The sequence below is a fragment of the Shewanella algidipiscicola genome (assembly GCF_900380485.1).
GTDB classification, from domain to species: domain Bacteria; phylum Pseudomonadota; class Gammaproteobacteria; order Enterobacterales; family Shewanellaceae; genus Shewanella; species Shewanella algidipiscicola.
In genome coordinates, this window is record NZ_OXJV01000001.1 from 553,739 (window position 1) to 571,831 (window position 18,093).

The 18,093-nt window shown below is 49.0% G+C and carries 15 protein-coding genes; 4 read left to right on the plus strand and 11 right to left on the minus strand.

The features are described from left to right. The first annotated feature begins 163 nt into the window (after window positions 1-163). Both DN599_RS02485 and DN599_RS02490 read left to right on the plus strand, forming a co-directional pair. The gene (locus tag DN599_RS02485) at window positions 164-1,879 is read left to right on the plus strand and encodes an ExeA family protein (RefSeq protein WP_110456068.1); all 1,716 of its coding nucleotides are present in this window, start codon (window positions 164-166) and stop codon (window positions 1,877-1,879) included. Beyond that, on the plus strand, window positions 1,879-2,868 hold the full coding sequence (locus DN599_RS02490) for a general secretion pathway protein GspB (RefSeq protein WP_110456069.1): 990 nt from the start codon (window positions 1,879-1,881) through the stop codon (window positions 2,866-2,868). Before DN599_RS02485 ends, DN599_RS02490 begins: the two co-directional genes overlap by 1 nt. Before the next feature lie 673 nt (window positions 2,869-3,541). On the opposite strand, the gene nhaD is transcribed toward DN599_RS02490, so the two are convergent. The 7 genes from nhaD to DN599_RS02530 all read right to left on the minus strand — a co-directional run bounded on the left by nhaD (window position 3,542) and on the right by DN599_RS02530 (window position 11,422). Then, window positions 3,542-4,789 carry a sodium:proton antiporter NhaD gene (nhaD, locus tag DN599_RS02495; RefSeq protein ID WP_110456070.1) on the minus strand — a complete coding sequence of 416 codons (1,248 nt, stop codon included), beginning with the start codon at window positions 4,787-4,789 and terminating at the stop codon, window positions 3,542-3,544. Window positions 4,790-5,208: 419 nt separating this feature from the next. After that, the gene (gene hemL, locus DN599_RS02500; RefSeq protein ID WP_110456762.1) at window positions 5,209-6,495 is read right to left on the minus strand and encodes a glutamate-1-semialdehyde 2,1-aminomutase; all 1,287 of its coding nucleotides are present in this window, start codon (window positions 6,493-6,495) and stop codon (window positions 5,209-5,211) included. Between the two features lie 536 nt (window positions 6,496-7,031). Further along, window positions 7,032-7,430: a c-type cytochrome gene (locus DN599_RS02510; protein WP_110456072.1), complete on the minus strand. Its 399-nt coding sequence runs from the start codon at window positions 7,428-7,430 to the stop codon at window positions 7,032-7,034. Next, window positions 7,430-7,819: a cytochrome C gene (locus tag DN599_RS02515; protein WP_110456073.1), complete on the minus strand. Its 390-nt coding sequence runs from the start codon at window positions 7,817-7,819 to the stop codon at window positions 7,430-7,432. Before DN599_RS02515 ends, DN599_RS02510 begins: the two co-directional genes overlap by 1 nt. Beyond that, on the minus strand, window positions 7,819-9,045 hold the full coding sequence (locus tag DN599_RS02520; protein WP_110456074.1) for a sulfite oxidase: 1,227 nt from the start codon (window positions 9,043-9,045) through the stop codon (window positions 7,819-7,821). The genes DN599_RS02515 and DN599_RS02520 overlap by 1 nt, the downstream gene beginning before the upstream one ends. 6 nt (window positions 9,046-9,051) lie before the next feature. Further along, window positions 9,052-9,366 (minus strand): c-type cytochrome, encoded by a 315-nt coding sequence (locus tag DN599_RS02525; RefSeq protein ID WP_110456075.1) that lies wholly within the window; start codon window positions 9,364-9,366, stop codon window positions 9,052-9,054. A 337-nt stretch (window positions 9,367-9,703) separates the two neighbouring features. Continuing rightward, complete coding sequence (locus DN599_RS02530; protein WP_110456076.1) at window positions 9,704-11,422, minus strand: chloride channel protein; 1,719 nt, start codon at window positions 11,420-11,422, stop codon at window positions 9,704-9,706. 64 nt (window positions 11,423-11,486) lie between these two features. Here DN599_RS02530 and DN599_RS02535 point away from each other — a divergent pair, with 64 nt between their 5' ends. Next, the gene (locus tag DN599_RS02535) at window positions 11,487-12,320 is read left to right on the plus strand and encodes a DUF6776 family protein (RefSeq protein ID WP_110456077.1); all 834 of its coding nucleotides are present in this window, start codon (window positions 11,487-11,489) and stop codon (window positions 12,318-12,320) included. Between the two features lie 115 nt (window positions 12,321-12,435). After that, on the plus strand, window positions 12,436-12,786 hold the full coding sequence (gene erpA, locus DN599_RS02540; RefSeq protein ID WP_110456078.1) for an iron-sulfur cluster insertion protein ErpA: 351 nt from the start codon (window positions 12,436-12,438) through the stop codon (window positions 12,784-12,786). A 257-nt stretch (window positions 12,787-13,043) separates the two neighbouring features. Here the strand turns inward: erpA and DN599_RS02550 are convergent, their stop codons facing one another. The 4 genes from DN599_RS02550 to DN599_RS02565 all read right to left on the minus strand — a co-directional run bounded on the left by DN599_RS02550 (window position 13,044) and on the right by DN599_RS02565 (window position 18,030). Then, window positions 13,044-13,505: a hypothetical protein gene (locus DN599_RS02550; RefSeq protein WP_110456763.1), complete on the minus strand. Its 462-nt coding sequence runs from the start codon at window positions 13,503-13,505 to the stop codon at window positions 13,044-13,046. Between the two features lie 104 nt (window positions 13,506-13,609). After that, window positions 13,610-13,981: a DUF2750 domain-containing protein gene (locus DN599_RS02555; protein ID WP_110456079.1), complete on the minus strand. Its 372-nt coding sequence runs from the start codon at window positions 13,979-13,981 to the stop codon at window positions 13,610-13,612. A gap of 151 nt (window positions 13,982-14,132) precedes the next feature. After that, on the minus strand, window positions 14,133-15,497 hold the full coding sequence (locus DN599_RS02560; protein ID WP_420820852.1) for an alkaline phosphatase: 1,365 nt from the start codon (window positions 15,495-15,497) through the stop codon (window positions 14,133-14,135). A 76-nt stretch (window positions 15,498-15,573) separates the two neighbouring features. After that, the gene (locus tag DN599_RS02565) at window positions 15,574-18,030 is read right to left on the minus strand and encodes a S9 family peptidase (protein WP_110456080.1); all 2,457 of its coding nucleotides are present in this window, start codon (window positions 18,028-18,030) and stop codon (window positions 15,574-15,576) included. Window positions 18,031-18,093: the final 63 nt, after the last annotated feature.

The following is an 18,093-nucleotide window of genomic DNA, read 5'->3' on the forward strand; positions in this document are numbered from 1 at the left end:
TTAGAGTCTCTTTGATTACTTTGCCTCTAGCTTATCATGCTAACGAGGCGTGATTGTACTGTTTGCAATGCGGCGGCACGCAAATATTTTAGGCTAATTTTTGACAATGGATCGGCTAAAGATTAGTTTGGAGTGTCAATTATTTTTTGGGACTACAGCCTGCATGTACAAAGCGTTTTATGGACTTAACGATAACCCATTTTCTATTGCACCCAACCCGCATTATCTGTTTCTAAGTGACCGTCATCGTGAGGCATTGGCGCATTTGACCTACGGCCTAGGTGAGACGGGGGGCTTTGTACTGCTTACGGGCGAAGTTGGCACAGGAAAAACTACGGTATCACGTACCTTGCTCAATCAGTTACCGGACAATACCGACACCGCCTTTATTCTTAATCCTTCGCTAACCGAGTTAGAGTTGTTAGCCACCTTGTGCGATGCATTGAATATCGAATATGGCCCCGAGCCGAGTCTTAAGCAGCTTACCGATAAAATAAGCCAGTTTTTATTGGCGAACCATGAACGCGGACGTCATACCGTGATGATCATTGATGAAGCGCAGCATCTGCGCGCCGAAGTCCTTGAGCAGCTGCGTCTGTTAACCAATCTCGAAACTGACACTAAAAAACTGTTACAAGTCATTTTGATTGGTCAGCCAGAGCTACAACAATTGCTTAAACGCCAAGAGTTACGTCAATTGGCCCAGCGCATCACCGCCCGTTATCACTTATTGCCTTTGACTCAGCAAGAAATTGCTCTGTACGTGCAGCACAGATTGCAGGTAGCGGGGCGGCATGAGCCTTTGTTTCATCGCAGAGCAATCAAAGCCTTGCATCAATACAGTGGCGGTATTCCGCGGTTGATTAATCTGTTGTGTGAGCGCGCCTTGATGGCAGGTTACGCGCAATCTAAGGTGCCGATTGATGCCAACATGGTGCGCACTGCGGCAACGGAAGTGCTCGGCGAAGAGGTTAAGTCGCGATCGCTTTTTTGGCCTACGGCAGCGGCGGCCGCCGTGGTATTCACCTTTGCGGGGGCATTTTATCTGTTTAACCACACTGATGAGCGTGGCGTGCTTAATCTGGTCGCAGAGCCGAGTACCAATTCCAGTGCAGTACTAAGTTCAGGCGCGGGCGCTTCATCGAGTCAGATGCCTAATCAAGTGGCGCAGCGCGAGCGCTCAGGCGATTGGGGGGCGATTCCTCAACCGTCAGATGACCTTGATAGCATGAGCGCGCCTAAGTCAGCGCAACTGAGCGCCAGTCAACAGATTTTGCGTCAAGCTATAGAGCAGAGCCGCAACATAGATAGCGCCTACGCCAGTATTTTAGGCTTGTGGGGCAAGTCGCCCTATATCGGCTTAACGGCTTGTCAGTCGGCGCAGCAACAAGGGCTCGATTGTTTTCAGCAACAAGGTAACTGGTTTTCGCTGCTACGGTTAAACTACCCTGCGGTGGTGTATCTGCAAGATGAAAATCAGCAACCATTTTATGGCACTGTGGTGTCGCGCCAAGGTGAGCAACTGTTGTTGCAACTGGGCGAGCAGCAATTGTGGGTCGACAGAGCTTGGTTTACTCGCCATTTCAGTGGCACCTTCGAAATTTTATGGCAGGCGCCCAGTTACCAGCCTAAAGAGATAGGTCGCGGCGCGCCAATTGCGCAGGTGCAATGGCTTGAAAATGCGCTGGCACATATCCAACAAAAATCTCCGCGTTTAGTTAACCAATTTGACGATGAGTTAGAGCAGGCGCTGCGGGCGTTTCAACGCCAGCATGGTTTACGGGCCGATGCCATTGCCGGCAGCCAAACCTTAGTGCAGCTTAATCTTTACTTGAGTGACCAAGGGCCGCGGCTGCAAGAAAGTGGGGGGCGCTACTGATGTCTATTTTACTCGATGCCGTGATGCGGGCGAAACAGCAAGAGCAGCCTCTGGATGCAATTATTACCCCGCGTGCTCAATATCAGGCGATGAACCGTACTCGTCACCTTGGATTGAAGTGGGCGCTGTTTGCCACTCTGCTGGGGCTAGCAGTATTGGCGGCATGGTTGCTTAGTAGTGCCAGCCCGCTACGCCAAAGTGCCTTTAAGGCGCCATTACCGGAGCGCTCAGTGACACGACAGCCTGATGGGCTAGCGTCAATGTCGCCCCCTAAGGTCAGTCGCAGCCCACAAGCCGATGTGTCCGTCGGTACTCAGCCGGCGAGCCCAAATGTGCAGTTGGCGGGAAAAGTCGCATTGCCTGTACCCATAGCACGGCCTATGGACTATCAAGCGCAGCCAGTACCTATCAGTGAGCGACCTAATTTGGCGCAGGGATCGCGCACCATCGCCATGGCAACCGAAGTGACAGATTACGATGCACATGAGCCCATTATTTTAGGCGCGAATAGCAATCAACGTGGTCAAGACTTGCTTAATTCGCTGCAGGCACAAGTCGATGAAGCCGCTAAAGATGTGGGCTTTAGCAACGCAACCAACGCACAGGCGCGCAATGCAACAGTGAGTCAAAGTGAGCCGCCAAGCGATAATTTACTCGCGGCCTTTGAGGCGGCATTAAAAGCGGTAGAGATAGATAAGGCGGTGGCAACGCCAGTGACCGAGCCTAAGCTTGATCCTATTCCTGAGCCTAGCGCCGATACACTACCTAAATATGGGCAGTTACCGGCAGGTGTGCAGCTACAGGTCCCTGAGTTTACAATTTTGGCCCATGTTTATGCCAGTAGCCCTGATAACCGCTGGCTTAATGTCGATGGCGCCGAATTACAGCAAGGAGATATGATTGGCGGCGTATTACGCATTGTCGAGATAAGACCTCGCGATGTGGTGCTTGAAGTGGCTGGCACCGAGTTTAAAGTCCCCGCCATTTGATTGTTCTGTTCTTAATTGATCTGTTCTTATTCATAAAAAAGCGCATAAAAAAGGCCATGTCTTCTGATACAGAAGGCATGGCCTTTTTATTACTGACTCATGGTTTTTTGACCGTTGACTCAACCCGACTTACTTAATGGCTATCGCTTAAGTATCACAGGTGCCGCTTAGGTCTGTGGTCAGAGCCTTATAGGTTGCCGAGCTTGAGCGCTTGTCCTCTGCCTTTGACATGATTTATTCGGCTGCAACCGCAACACTCCCTGGCTTAGCGAGCTGGTGGATGGTTTTAGGCTTCCTTAGACAAAGGCATAGTGAGATTCGCTTATGGTAAATTTTTGGCAGTATATGCTTTTGGTCGCACTAACCCAATCCCTTCAGTTGACTCTATGCTGGGGACTATTCATCGAGAGGCAGTTTGGGTCTCATGCCGTGATAACCATCAACTAAGTTGGTGCTGTTTATCTTAAAATTGCGCTGGCTTGCAATGAAGTGGCTTTTAATAAAGCGGGTAGGTCATCGCTGATGACTTTTAATCTAGGTGGTTTTTAATCAAGATGACTGGTAGTAAAGCGGGTTTGTAATAGAAGGCGACGGATAACGATAGGCTGAGTTAAATAAAAATGCGATGAGCAGGCTCATCGCATTTTTAAGTGGTAAGGATAGCTTGGGCGCTTTAGCCAAAAAACTCGTAGGCTAGGAATAAGGTTAAGCCGTAACCGCAGGTATAACACAGCATGAGTGCAGGGACATATTTTAAATAGGCCACAAAGGTCAGCTCTTTGACCTTGCTCATGGCGATGATGCCCGCCGCGCTACCAATGACCAGTAATGAGCCGCCAACCCCAACAGAATAGGTGAGGCCTAACCATTCGGGGGTGGTCAGCACGGGCTCGGCTTTCAGTAATGCGGCCGTTAACGGCACGTTATCGAGCAGCGCAGAGCCTATACCTGTGACAAAGTTAGAGATATTGGGATCAAATTTGGCATACACCTCGGTGAGTAGATGCAAGGTGCCAATCTCTTTAAGCATGCCCACCAATAATAATATGCCGAGGAAAAACAGTAGGGTATCGAATTCGACCTGACGAATATATTCGAGGATCTGTAACTCCTCTTTATTACTGCGTGAGGTGGTGCCCACTAAAAACATCACTGACAAACCCGACAGGAAAGTCAATACCGGCGGAATACCAAACAAGATATTCAGCACCATGGTTAATATGATGGTGATGAGAAAAATAACAGCGATCAGCACATCAATGTAGCTGTACTGACGTTTTATCGGTGTGGTGCTCACGCGGCCTTCGGCTTTAAGCGAGAACAACACTGCCAGTAACATGACACTCACCGCGGCAGGGATAAACAGCACCAGTAGCTGTGAGATATGCACATGGCCCGCGAGGAAGATCATCAAGGTGGTGACATCGCCTGTGATTAATGCGACACCGCCTGAGTTGACTGCAAAGATGATCAATACCGACATGCGGCGTTTCATCTGGCTTTCAAGTTGAAAGGTGGTTAATAATCCGAGTGAAACCAAGGTGGCGGTGACGTTATCACAAATGGCCGACAACACCAGCGAGAACAAGGCCACTAAGATCATCAGCATGCGCACCGATACCTGCTGTGGAAATAACTTTTGTACTAAGACTTGGATCATGCCTTTGGCATTGAGATAAGCCACAAAGGTCATCGTCGACATGAGGAACAGCCATAAGGTGGCGATTTCTAATAGGTTGTGATTAAGCTCTTGGGCAATTAAGCGCTGGTGGTCGACATCGTTTGCGGCAACAAACAGAGTTATCCAGGCTATACAGCCAAAAAACAGGGTGGTTTTGGCTTTGTTAAGATGGGTGACCTCTTCAAAAATGATACTTAATAGCGCTAGCACAGCAAGGGTTATCAGGAAAATGTCGAGCATACATTGGTCCTACAGCCGACTTAAGTCCGCACCTCAACGGGGTGAGAATGCAGATTTAAAATCAAGGTTATATTAAGGTTGTTGTGGTAGCTGGCGATCTGACCATAGGAAAGTGGAATAGGCAAGTGTTACCTCAGTCTAATTTTGCAGTAAAACTGTGATGAGCCTTGGGTTTTTCGGGGTGGGTTGTGTAGGTTCTGCTAATATTGCTGCTTTTGGTAGATGATTTAACTATTTTTTAGCCGTTGAACATCCGTTAGCATTAGCTTCTGCTTTATTATGGGATTACTCATTTTATGTGACTTTATCGGCTTAGCGTGGCTGGCACATTATGGCAACGGGGAGATACATAAAAAGAGGACACTAGGTCCTCTTTTTATGTTATGCGTGCGCGTTATCGCTACTGCTTAACGCTGGGGCTATTTAGCCATTTTGGCAAACACGCGATCGGCAGCGGCAAGCGTTGCTTCAATCTCTTTGTCGCCATGAGCCATAGACAAAAAGCCTGCTTCATAGGCGCTTGGCGCTAGATATACACCTTCATCTAACATGCCATGGTAAAACTCTGGGAAGGCCTTAGCATCACACTGAGTGACTTGATCGAAACGTGTGACTTTCTCTTCGTCAGTGAAGAACAAGCCAAACATACCGCCAACATAGTTGATACTCAGTGGAATACCATGTTTGTTGGCCGCTGCTTTAAAGCCTTCGGCAACACGTTTTGTTTTATCGGCAAGCGCTTCATAAAGACCCTCTTCACAAAGTGCTTCCATCTGCGCAAGACCCGCTGACATGGCAATAGGGTTACCAGACAGGGTACCGGCTTGATAAACAGGGCCCGTTGGTGCGATAAACTGCATCACATCTTTACGGCCACCGAAAGCGCCTACAGGCATGCCGCCGCCAATCACTTTACCTAAGGTGGTGAGATCAGGCGTGATCCCGTAGTGGCCTTGAGCACCGCTTTTCGATACACGGAAACCTGTCATGACTTCGTCGATGATCAGTAGCGCACCGTATTGGTCACACAGGGCACGAAGACCCTCAAGGAAACCAGGGATTGGCGGAATGCAGTTCATGTTGCCTGCTACTGGCTCAAGAATGATGCACGAGATCTCTTCTGGATACTGTTCAAACAGCGTTTTAACCGATTCAAGTTCGTTATAAACGGCGGTTAAGGTGTGCTTAGCAAAGTCTTCAGGGATACCCGGTGAGCTTGGCTGACCCAGCGTCAGAGCGCCAGACCCCGCTTTAACCAATAGGCAGTCCGCGTGGCCGTGATAGCAGCCTTCAAACTTCATGATCTTATCGCGGTTGGTAAAGCCACGTGCCAGACGAATGGCGCTCATAGTCGCTTCAGTTCCTGAGCTCACCATACGGACTTGTTCCATAGATGGCACCATCTCGATCACTTTTTCAGCCATGCGCACTTCAAGTTCAGTCGGTGCACCAAATGACAAGCCATTTTCCACCGCGGCCAATACCGCGGCCCGAATTTTTGGATGGTTGTGACCTAAAATCATCGGTCCCCAAGAGCCAACATAATCGATATAGGCTTTGCCATCGGCATCATAAATATAAGCACCGTCCGCTTTTTCGATAAACAGTGGCGAACCACCGACACCGTTAAAGGCACGTACTGGCGAGTTAACGCCACCAGGAATGGTTTTTTTAGCCTGTTCAAATAGGGTTTCAGAGCGGGTCATGCTAGATCCTTTAAAGTCAGTTGCCAGATTAAAAATCGGCTTTGTGAATATCAAGTAACGGCTCATTAGGGTTGCTCAACTTGTGCCACAACCCCTTAATATCACTGCAAATAGTGCCATGGCGATTGTTCGACCCTTATCTGCCTATTTTTCTCGCGTTCGTGACAGCGGGGCATAAGCACAGTGTTTGCAATGCTGTGTATCAATTTTGTGGGTTAAGTGCAACTTAACAGCGCTTGGTTAGCGTTTTACTGTGAGGCAAAACCGAGCGCTTGAATATGAGCCGCTAGAGTATATCAGCCCATACTAAATTGTCTTCAAGTTGATCTGTTATTGTGACCGTATGCTCAGCATTTTCAATGTCATCGATCACAGAGTCGGCGATTACTCGCGCTCGGGCAAGCTGGCCGGTTTTTGTTAACGTTAGACTTTGGAACTTGTTAGGGGAGGACTCAAAACAATGGGCGGGCCTTGATGGCGTCGCCCAGATATGCATTCATCGATAAGGCTCGCAGCGCTGCGAGCCTTATATAATTTTAGCGCAGTGTAAGTGTTGGTTGCTGCGAGTAGTACAGCGCCACATCTTTCATCTGCTGTTCTGACAGCATGGCAGCTTGCCCTTGCATAATCGGGTTGCTGCGCTCGCCGTGCTTAAACGCCACCAGTTGTTTAAACAGGTAAGCGGCTTTTTGCCCTTCTAGCATGGGGTAGCTTGGCATCAGCTTAAGCATAGTCGCGCCATGGCAAGCGATACAGCGAGTCGAGGCTAGCTGTTTTCCCTGCTCAACATCGGCCGAATATGCCAAGGTACTAGGGCTTATCTTTAGCCCCATATTTTCGATCGTTTGGTTGAACTCTCGGCGCTCATTGCCGCTGACAATAGCGGCAAATAGCAGTGCAGCGATGAGGCCAAGGCTCACAAATAAACGTTTCATCAGTGGTCTCCTTTAGCCGTTGGCATGGGGGGCATCAGCTCAGGATCTAACGGTTTACGCCTAAAGATCTGCATGTCGATACCAGTCTCGTTATAGTAAGTCGACAGGTAATCGAGCACAGGATCCCAGGTGTCTGACAGATCCCATAACCCTTGAGTGTCTATCATCCACTCAATGGTCTCGCGCCACACGGCTCTGCTACCGGGATTTTGCGGGATAATATGACTGGTGTGACAGGCGTTACACTGATCCCTTACCATCTCCCAACCCGGAGCCATGATTAATCCTGTTTCGGTATCCACCGGATAAGTGGCCACCTTTGGCGAGTCAGCCGCAAGTGCAGGCGCATTTGCCAATATTAGTGCTGCCGCAACTAAGTGTTTTCTCATTACCCCACCCTTAACGCAATGCGGTGGCAACCGTTAAACAGATAACCTTTGGGGTTCCACTGGGGTTGTACCATAGGCTGGCTATCACCTTGGCTATCGGTAGCACGCGCCCAAATTTCGTAGTAACCAGTTTGTGGCAGTTTGAGTGTGATGGCCCATTGTTGCCATGCTGTTGGGTTAGCGGGTTTGGTGAGTGACGCGCTTTGCCAAGTGGTACCATAGTCATAGCTGACCTCCACTTTGGTCACTTCACGCACGCCAGCCCAAGCATGACCCCGTACTTCAATGCTGTCACCTAGTGCCACTTCGCCACCAGTTTGTGGTGAGGTGATTAAGGACTTAACAATCATCTCTTCGATGATCTTAAAGTCTTTGTTGTCGACCTTTTCACCTGGGGCAACCGGATTTTTTGGCACCTGGTAGGCGGGAGCCGCCATCTTTTTACCATCGTGCACGCGATCGCGTACACCAATGCCGGTAGCACATTTTTGTGATACCGAGCCTGGGCGGCCACCAAAGACAATACGCAGCGGGTAACCGTGCATGTAAGGGATATCTTCCCCGTTCATGGCCCACGCGATAAGGGCGTTTTCATTCATGGCTGCTTCAATCGGTACGCCACGAGAAATAGCCGCACCTTTGCCACTAATGTGTTTGTCGGCGCCATAGTGTGCCGTGTACACAGCATCACTTTTTACGCCACAATCGGCTAGTACGTCTTTGACTAAAACCCCTGTCCACTCAGCGCAAAAGACGGCCGAGTTGCTCCACTGGTTACCTTTGGCGTTAGGATAGAAGTTGACTCGACTATTACCACCGCATTCGAGCACCAGTTGTTGAGTATGAGTCTTAAACTTCTTTTTCAACTCGGCGATGGTGTAGGTTTTAGGCGTTTCGATTGATTCGCCATCAACGGTAAATTCCCAAGTGTCGGGATTTATATTCTCGAAGTCGGGCATCTGGCCATTCCAGCGAATAAAGGCGACATCCGATGGCGTTGTGGCTGGGTCAAGCAGATGTTCAGGTGGAAAGGCATTAAGCGGGCTGCTATTGAGTACCTTAAAGTGTTCAGGTAGGTGGTCGACTTTACTCCACTTCACCGCAGACACATCCATGGCTGCCATGCCTGCTGGACGGTTTTGCGCAAATACCCAATTGACTGGCAACATGGCCGTTACTGAAGTGGCTACCGCCCCTTTAAGAAAATTACGTCTATCGATTGCCATGGTGATTTAATCCTTACCTTTAAAAAAATAGTGCGCCATCTGCTGCATCTGTTCAGTGGTTAATAACTTGGCGACTTTGCTCATGGTTTTGTCTTGGCGTTGGCCGTTTTTAAATGCGGTTAATTGCTCAACCATATATTGACTGTTTTGCTGAGCAAGATTGGGAATGCTGGGAAACGGATTATGACCAGTCTGTCCATGACATGCTTTACACATGTTGAGCAGTTTCTCATCCGATGCTGCAAAGCTGTTGGTGCACAGGCTTATACTTGCCAATGTGACTAAAGCAATAAGCCAGCGGCTGTTACGTTGTCGCTGCATGTTATTTAGTACTCATAGTTATATTTAGTCGTAACCGTCAGTGAGTCATTGGCGTCAATCGAGCTGCCTATCGAATGCGCATAAAAAAAACATCACTAAATTCACGTTAATACGCGCAAGTGTTACCGGGGTCACAAAATTAAGGCTAAATGAGAGCAATAGCATGTAAAAAGTTATGAAAAGTTATAAAATTACTTACTAATCAGTTGGTTAGTTATTTGTGGTTTGGGTGAGCTAGGGGATAGGTTGTCATTACACCAACAAAGGTATGCTGAAAAAGTGAGCGTTAGCGGTTTGTCGCATTAGCGCAAGCTTCATACGGCTGAGCTCGTTAGCATTAAATTTGACCAGAATTGATCTGTTTCTGTAACGCCGACCAGCCGATCACGCCAACGATATTATCGGCCTCACCTTGATAGACGAATACCTCGCCGCGACGTTCGATGGCTAAAATTTCGTAGACCTCTTTTAAAGTACTGCTATCGGCAACGCCTTGTATCGGGTGGCGGCTTAAGGTGCTTTTGCTGTCGTCATGCTGCAGCTCTAATTGCAACATCTCTATTTCGCCTTGGTGGTTACGCATTAATACTGAGCGTCCTTCAGCGCGTTTTAGCACTTCAAGCAGCAATTCATCGTTGTCTTTAACAATAACAAAGCGCTTATCCATGATGGCGCGCACACCGGTTTTTTGCAGTCCCAGTTTGACCGGTGCAATTTTGTAGTCCAGCCCCATCAGCTCCATCTGTTTATAAAACAGCGACTGAGTATTAAAGGCTTGGTGGGCAATTAAGAAGGCAGGGATGGTGACAAACATCGAGGGCAAGATGATGGCGGCGTTATGGGTGAGTTCCAGCAATGCGACCAAGGCGGCCAGCGGCGCACTGAGGCACACGCCCATCATGGCTGTCATGCCTATGATGGTGTACAGGCCAATATAGGGGCTAATGCCGGGGAAAAACTGCGCGCTGATGATGGCTAAAATAGCGCCAATTAAGGCGCCTATCCCAAATAAAGGGCCGATAATCCCACCTGGGATCCCAAGGCCTATGGCGGCAATGGTGGCGATAATCTTGCCTATCAGCAAGCCCACTAATATCCACAGGCTGGGGTGTTCACTAATGGCGTAACTTATTGCCAGCTCACCACTGCCCAAGGCTTGGGGTAATAATAGCCCAATAGCGCAGGTGACTAAGCCTGCCAGCATGAGCCTCGCAAACAGCGGCCATTGTTGGCCTTTAGCGGTCACCATTAGCAGGCTGTGATTAAACAGGGCGGCGATGCAGCCGAGCGTTAGGCCACACAGGGCTAAGATAGGGTATTGTGACAAGGGGATTTGGTCGATGCCTATCTGTTCATATTCATGAATGTTACCAAATACCAGCTGGCTACTGAGTGCACCGCAAATGGCTGAGAGCATAATGGGAAAAAAGTAATGCACCTTGTATTCCCTAAGTATCACCTCAAAGACAAAGATCACCGCGGCCAGTGGCGCATTAAAGGTTGCGGCGATGCCTGCGGCAATTCCGCTGGCGCACATAATGCGTACACTGTTGTCCGGTAGCTGGAACTTTTCAGCCATAACACTGGCACTGACAGCTCCTAAGTGGATGGCAGGGCCTTCGCGGCCCACAGAAAAGTTGCTGGCAAGGGCAAATAAGGCTTGGAAGAATTGCCCCGGTGCCGATTGTAAGGGAATTTTGCCGTAGTGCAGTTTCATGCGGTGCATGACATAGGCGATACCCATGCGTTTGTAACGTTTAGAGCCCAATAGCGCCACGAGCCAGATCAACAATCCACCAAAAAGCGGTAATAGCACTCGCCAGTCGCTAAAGTTGTCAGTAAAATCCCATGCTTGGGTGTGGGTAAAGGTATTTAACCACTGCAGTAATAGCCTAAATAATATAATGACCCCAGAAGCGACCAAGGCAAATGCGAGTGCCAAGCCGCACAATTGCACACTGATCTGGGCTTGTGACAATTTATCTTTAAGTGCTGTATTAAGGTAATGTCGGCATTGAGTAATAAGGCGATTAACGAGTTGCTGCACAGAAACCATGGTGGTAAACCTTTACCGTACTGAAAGCGTGAGTGTCGATTTTTTTATAAGGGGTTAATGTTTAATGTCAAATTATCATCGTTGGATCGATCGCTTGCAAGTGATGGAGCGAAAAATTCGACCTTCGAGCGTTTATCTTTTCTTTTTGATCTTAGTGGCATTTTTTACCGGTGTATTGACCTGGGATCTCTGGTCATCGCAACATCAAATCCAGTCAGCTCAGCCGAAAAATAGCACCGAATTAAACCAAGCGTTAACGCAGCAAGCCGAGATGTTAGCTTCGCGAAATTTGGAATTGGCGTTAGCCCAAGAAGCCAATGACAATATGCAAAAGATGTTTTTAACTCAACATCAAAAACAGAAAGAGCTCGAACGTGAGCTGGCATTTTATCGCAGCATTATGGCGCCAGAAAATCAAGCAGACGGTGTCGCAATTCATGACTTAGGCCTAAGCCCTGGCTTATTGCCTAACCAGTTTAGGGTTAAATTGGTATTAACCCAACTTCAAAAACGTAAGCAAGCATTGAAAGGTAAGGCCGAGCTCACGTTTATCGGCCTACAGGATGACAAAGTGGTGAGCCTGCCGTTATCGTCGCTCACTGATGATAAGCTTAACTTCAGCTTTCGTTATTTTCAGATTTTAGCAACCGTGGTGCAATTCCCTGAAGGCTTCGTACTTTCTCAGGTCGAAGCTAAAGTCACTGTGCCAGCCAGTCGCTGGAGTAAAGGCGACAGTGCCGAGTTGGTGTTTGCCGCCACGGATCTGTTACAAGTGGAGTCGACGGCAGATAGCGCCGATGAGAGGGTCATTAAAGAAGATGAAGCTCATGAAGAGGCGCCACAGCTTGAGGATGAACCCCAAAATGGCAATGAGGCCATTGACCCTGTCATTCAATAAGAGTGTGCGTGCTAACACAAAAATAAACTGATTTTATCTGAGCCAAGACTATTACTTGAACAAATTGGTCAGGTATTGGATAATTCGCTCAGCAAACCGATGTATAGAGGTAGTAATGACTGAACAAGTTGAAGATACAATGCCAATCCGTTTTACCGACGCGGCAGCTTCAAAGGTAAAAACCTTGTTGGATGAAGAGCAAAATGATGCACTTAAGTTGCGTGTGTACGTGACTGGCGGCGGTTGTTCAGGTTTCCAGTACGGTTTTACGTTCGATGAAAAAGTCAACGAAGGTGACTTTACCATCGAGAAACAAGGGGTTCAGTTAGTAGTTGACCCTATGAGCTTGCAATATCTTATGGGTGGCGAAGTGGACTATACTTCGGGACTCGAAGGCTCGCGCTTTTTTGTGAAAAACCCTAATGCCACCACCACCTGTGGCTGTGGTGCTAGCTTCTCGGTATAACCTAGTTGCTTGACCACCTATGGTGAGTCTGTCGCATAAAAAAGCCAGCATTGCTGGCTTTTTTGTGTCTGGAACACTTATGCCAATTTACCAGAGACGGTAAAAATTGGCGTTGTGTCTGCGCTAATCCAGCCTGAATGTCTTAACGTCACAAAGCACAAAGCACAAAGCACAAAGCACAAAGCACAAAGCACAAAGCACAAAGCACAAAGCCTAAATCACGCGTGATAGCACCTGACTCTATGTAGCGATAAAGGTTAACGCATGATGTTCATGTTATTTTTGACATGACAATAGGCTGACACTTGGGCGGTAAATGCTATCCACACTTGCAATATTGCTAATAAAATCAGCGCGCCAAACACCAGATAATCGGGGATTTTGCCTTGCCATTCGCCTAACTGAAAGGTCGATGGGCCTGTAAGCAAATTATCTGGGTCATATAGCAACACTGGTAAAATACTAACCAATCCCAGTTGCACGACAGTGTAACCGCGCAGTAGATACAATCCCGCGCGCTGGCGGCCCAGTACGGCGATCACCATCAGCAGTGTCAACAAGCAAAATAACTCCCCTTGTTTGGCCACAAGACCACTAATCGATGCGATGCTTAAGAAGAGTAACAAGCCAATTAAACGTTTGGGTAGCCGCGCTTTGACTGGCGTAGAGCTGGTTTGCTGCGGCTGATGGGGGTCATGTAACTGTGAGGGTGGTTGCACGAGTGAGGCTCCGACATCTAAGGACAAGATAAGCGCCTTAGTCTGGCTAAAGCGCTGTTGAGCGACTGGCTGATTGCGCGGTGGCGAGCCAGTGATAGTCGAGCTTAGTGGCTCTGCTTAGGCGTTAAGCGCTGCTCTAGTTCATAAGGCGGGATCACCACGCCTAGATCTTCTTGCACTGGGAATACGGCAACAAACAGATCATCATCTTGCATACCTGGCACCCAACGTTCTAGCCATTCATCAAGGGCAATGGCTAAAGGAGTACAATCAGCCCAATCATCTACGGCCCACATGGCTGCTGACTCTTCGCAAGGCCACATTGGGATGCAATCTTCATCATCAGTGGTGAGCATGACGCAGCCATCGGCGTCTTGCAATGTCCATAGGGTTTTGTGGGCCTTGGCTTGTTCGACAAGGTAGTCGTAACGCGCTTCTGGCGTCATCTTGCTGGCATCTTTTGCACTTTTGCTCATGGTGTTCTCTTTCATCTTAATGGGCTAAACCGATTGGCGGCAATGATAACATTTGTTACGCCGCAGTATAGAGGATTTTGTTGCGAGGTGAGGCGGGGAGTCAGCCGGCCGCAATACATTGGCGGCCAGCATCTTTACCCAAGGAGCAGGTTTAGTGAATTAAGTCGATCAATTTTTTGGCGATTTGGGTATTGTCTTGGTGACCATTAAATTGCGCTGCACCTTGGCCATAAGCAAAGACTTGTACGTCGACGGCGTCGTGGCCTCCGGTTGTCCAGCCGGTAGAGGTCAGGGTGTCAATTTGTTGCTTTAATAGCCTAGTGGCTTCTTTTACCCCATTATCTTGTGCTAATGCCGTTTGCAGCTGCTGGCGATACTCATTGCGTTGCTCGGCATCGATAGGTAAGCCTAAGTGTGTTTGCCAGAAATCGTAAAAGGCCTGCTCACTTGCCAAATGTGCTGGCGATTCGTAGAGCCACTTGGCTAAGGTGCTGGGCATCTGCTTGACGCTATGCAGCAGTTGACCACGCCATTGGTAGATCCCATCTGCGCCGAGGCTAAGGCCGCCGGTCGAGTGATCCGCTGTCATCACCAATAAGGTGTTGGGATGCTGGTCGATATAGTCGACGATCCGTTGGATCGTGGCGGCTAAATCGGTCATTTCTGCCATAGCGCAGGCAATATCATTGCTGTGGCCACACCAATCGATTTGGCTGGCTTCTATCATCATCACAAAACCTTTGGGATTAGCTGGCAGCAATGTGAGCGCATGCTCGGTCATTTGGCTTAAGCGCAATGGGGCTGGGCTGCCCAAGGCTGGCGCTAACCCTTTGGGGGCAAATAGTCCCAAGGCGGGTAGGCGTTCGAGTTGGCTCAGCGCATTGAAGTCGTCTTGATATTGATAACCTAAGGCGCGCAGTTCGGCGACTAAATCTCTATCTTCACGTACGAAATACTGTTGGCCGCCACCCAACATCAGGTCAGCAACTGGCTTGTTGTCGATGAGATTGCTGAGGAAATCATCGGCTATCTCATTGTAGTTTCTACGATGTTCATTGTGGGCCAAAAAGCTTGCTGGGGTGGCGTGGTTAATCTGTGAGGTTACCACCACGGCGGTAGTGCGCTGCTTAGCTTTGGCGTATTCGAGCAAGGTCGGTAAGACTTGTTTGTCGCTATTAACGGCAATGGCGCCGTTATAACTTTTATGGCTGGTGGCTAGCGCGGTTGCTGCCGCCGCCGAGTCGGTGACATAGGTGTCATCATCGGGATAGGTGCTCGCCATGCCCACTAACAGCTTATCAAAAATGGTCGGTTCAACCACCTTTGTGCTGGGATCATCATTGAAGTAGCGATAGGCGCTGGTGTAGGCGGGGCCCATACCGTCGCCTATGATGTAGATGATATTGGTCGGCGCTGCCGCTACTGCGCAAGGTAGGGTTGTGATTAAGGTGGCGAGCATCGCGCTAAGCTTACTTGAGCGAGTCGAGCGACTGAGGGCCGCAGCCAGACGTACCATAGTGGCAAAGCATGACTCTAATATAAGTTTTGATGCCAGTTCTGATGTCGATTGCAATGTGGATTGTGTCATTATATTACTCCAACGACTCGATAGATTCAGGGGCTTCAGTGCTATGGGCCTTGTCGATGCCAGCGTTAATGGGCTTAACGTACTGCTCTAGCCATTGCTGCTGCTCCCAAAGCATGTGTTGTAACGATTCTTTGGCTGCATAGCTGTGGCTTTCATAGGGCAGCATCACCAATTTTGCCGTGCCCCCTAGGCCGCGGATCGCGTTAAACAGTCGTGATGATTGCATCGGGTAAGTGCCTGAGTTGGCATCCATCTCGCCATGGATAAGCAGTAGTGGCTCATCGATTTTATCGGCATGGGTAAAGGGCGACATCTGCTGGTAGAGATCGGGGGCTTCCCAGTAGTTACGCTTCTCATATTGGAAGCCAAAAGGGGTTAAAGAGCGGTTATAAGCGCCGCTTCTGGCGATACCGGCTTTAAATAGATCCGAGTGAGCCAAGAGGTTAGCGACCATAAACGCGCCATAGGAGTGACCGCCGATGGCGACTCTGTCTGGGTCGGCAACCCCCATGCCACTTAAGATATCAATGGCCGCTTTGGCATTCGCCACCAGTTGGGAGCGAAAACTGTCATTGGGCTGAACATGACCTTGACCGACAATCGGCATAGCCACTTTATCGAACACGGCAAAACCTTGGGCGACAAATGGTAGTGGCCCTTTGGCGCTGATCCCTTGGTATTGATGCACTGAATAGTTCACTTGAGCGGCGACTTTCGCATCTTTATACTCGCGCGGATAGGCCCACATTAGCAGGGGCAGTGGCCCTTGTGATTTATCGTATCCGGCAGGTAAGTAGAGCATGCCTGAGAGGGGTAAGCCATCGGCACGCTGATAGTTAACCAGTTGGCGAGTCATGCCTTTGTAGGCCGCCAGCTCATTATCGGCCTGATAAAGCAGTTGCTCGCTGCCTGTGTGTGGCTCAATTAACACTAAATGTGGTGGGGTTATAGAGTCTTCACGCTTAATGATTAATTTAAGTGGTGACAAACTGATGACATATTTGACCTGCTCAAGTTTATCGTTCGCGCTTTGCCAGATAATCTTAGCTTCTTTGGTGTCGAGGTGAGTTTGCTTAAGGAAAGGGCGGTAGCCCTTGGCCGATGCACCAATGCCATAATGACTGAATTTACCTTGGGTTATATCCACAAGGGCAGGCACTTGTTGCCTGTCGCGATAGAGCTTACCGGGGGCTTTATAGGTGTCGCGTTGGGCCTTTTGGTACCAGAGGTTAGCGGGCTTAGCGTTGTCTGTACCCAGTAAGCTTACATCCAAAATGCTGACGCGTTCCTGCTTCTTGTTGGCATTGTTTTCAGTGACAAACAGTTGGCCTTGTTCAGCCCAATCAAGGTCGTTAATGCGCCATGGCATTTGCAATAAAGTCTGGGGGACTTGAGTAAATGGCGCAGGCCAGTTGAGCACTTCATCACGCAGCGCTGCAGGTTGTTCACCATCGCCGTTATCCAGTGGCAGGACAAAAACCAAGGTGTCGGGTTGATCGGGTCGCCAGTGAATAAGGCGCGGGCCACCGCTGACCGAGTCGGCGCCAGCAGCGCGAAACTCGCCACTGTCGATATGACCTAAGGTTTTGATATGTTGACCATCACGGCCAAATAGCTCAACCTGCTGGGCAAAGTCATAGTATTTAACGATGTAGGAATAGGGCGCGTGTATCTGTTTTACGATCAGGTACTGATCGTTTGGTGATAGGGCAAAGTGACTGTTAATCTGCGGTTGGCCGACATTGGTGCGTTGACCATCGAGGGTAATGATCGCCAATTGGCTGGTGGTTAACTGCTTAAATGCCTGCTCATCTTGCTGATTTTGAATTAAATCTTGATAAGTACGCCTTGGTGCTTTTTCGCCCAAGGCATGGCTAATGTTAGGGCCTATATCAGCGAGGGGAGCTTGCTTATCTTGTGGCACTGCGAAGGTGGTGACAATGGCCTTGCTGTCATGTTGCCATTGGTATTTGGCGCCAAATACTGCATTGAGCGGGCTGGCGTTGAGGCGGCGGGTTTGACCGCTAGCCAGTTGATATAGGTAGAGATCAACGGCGCGAGGCGTAATGGCAATGTAGCTTAGGTATTGACTGTCGGGCGAAAACTGTACGTTAGCAATGTTAGCGCCTTGCTGCTGTATGGTGAGGCGTTGATTGTTATCAAGATTAATTAACGTAATGAACTGGTAGCGTTTTTTCGGTCGGCTTTGGGCTAAGTTGTCTGGCGAAATTCGTAGGCCGGCCAATTTTTTTTCGCTCTGGGCCAACTCATGAATACTGGGATGGGTCTGAGGATGCAATAGCGCTATATGGCGTGCATCGCGTGCCAGTCGTGTATCGACCATTTTGGTTTGTTCGAGCACCTGTTGCAGTGGCGCCGAAGGCCGCTGATAGTCGCTAGCCGTGGCGTGGAGGCTGGACAACAAGATCAGGGCAGCCATTAAGTATTTTAAAGTGTGCATTAGTTATCCTGACTTAAATGCATGACGGATGAAAAAGCGCCCATTTGGGCGCTTTTTATGACT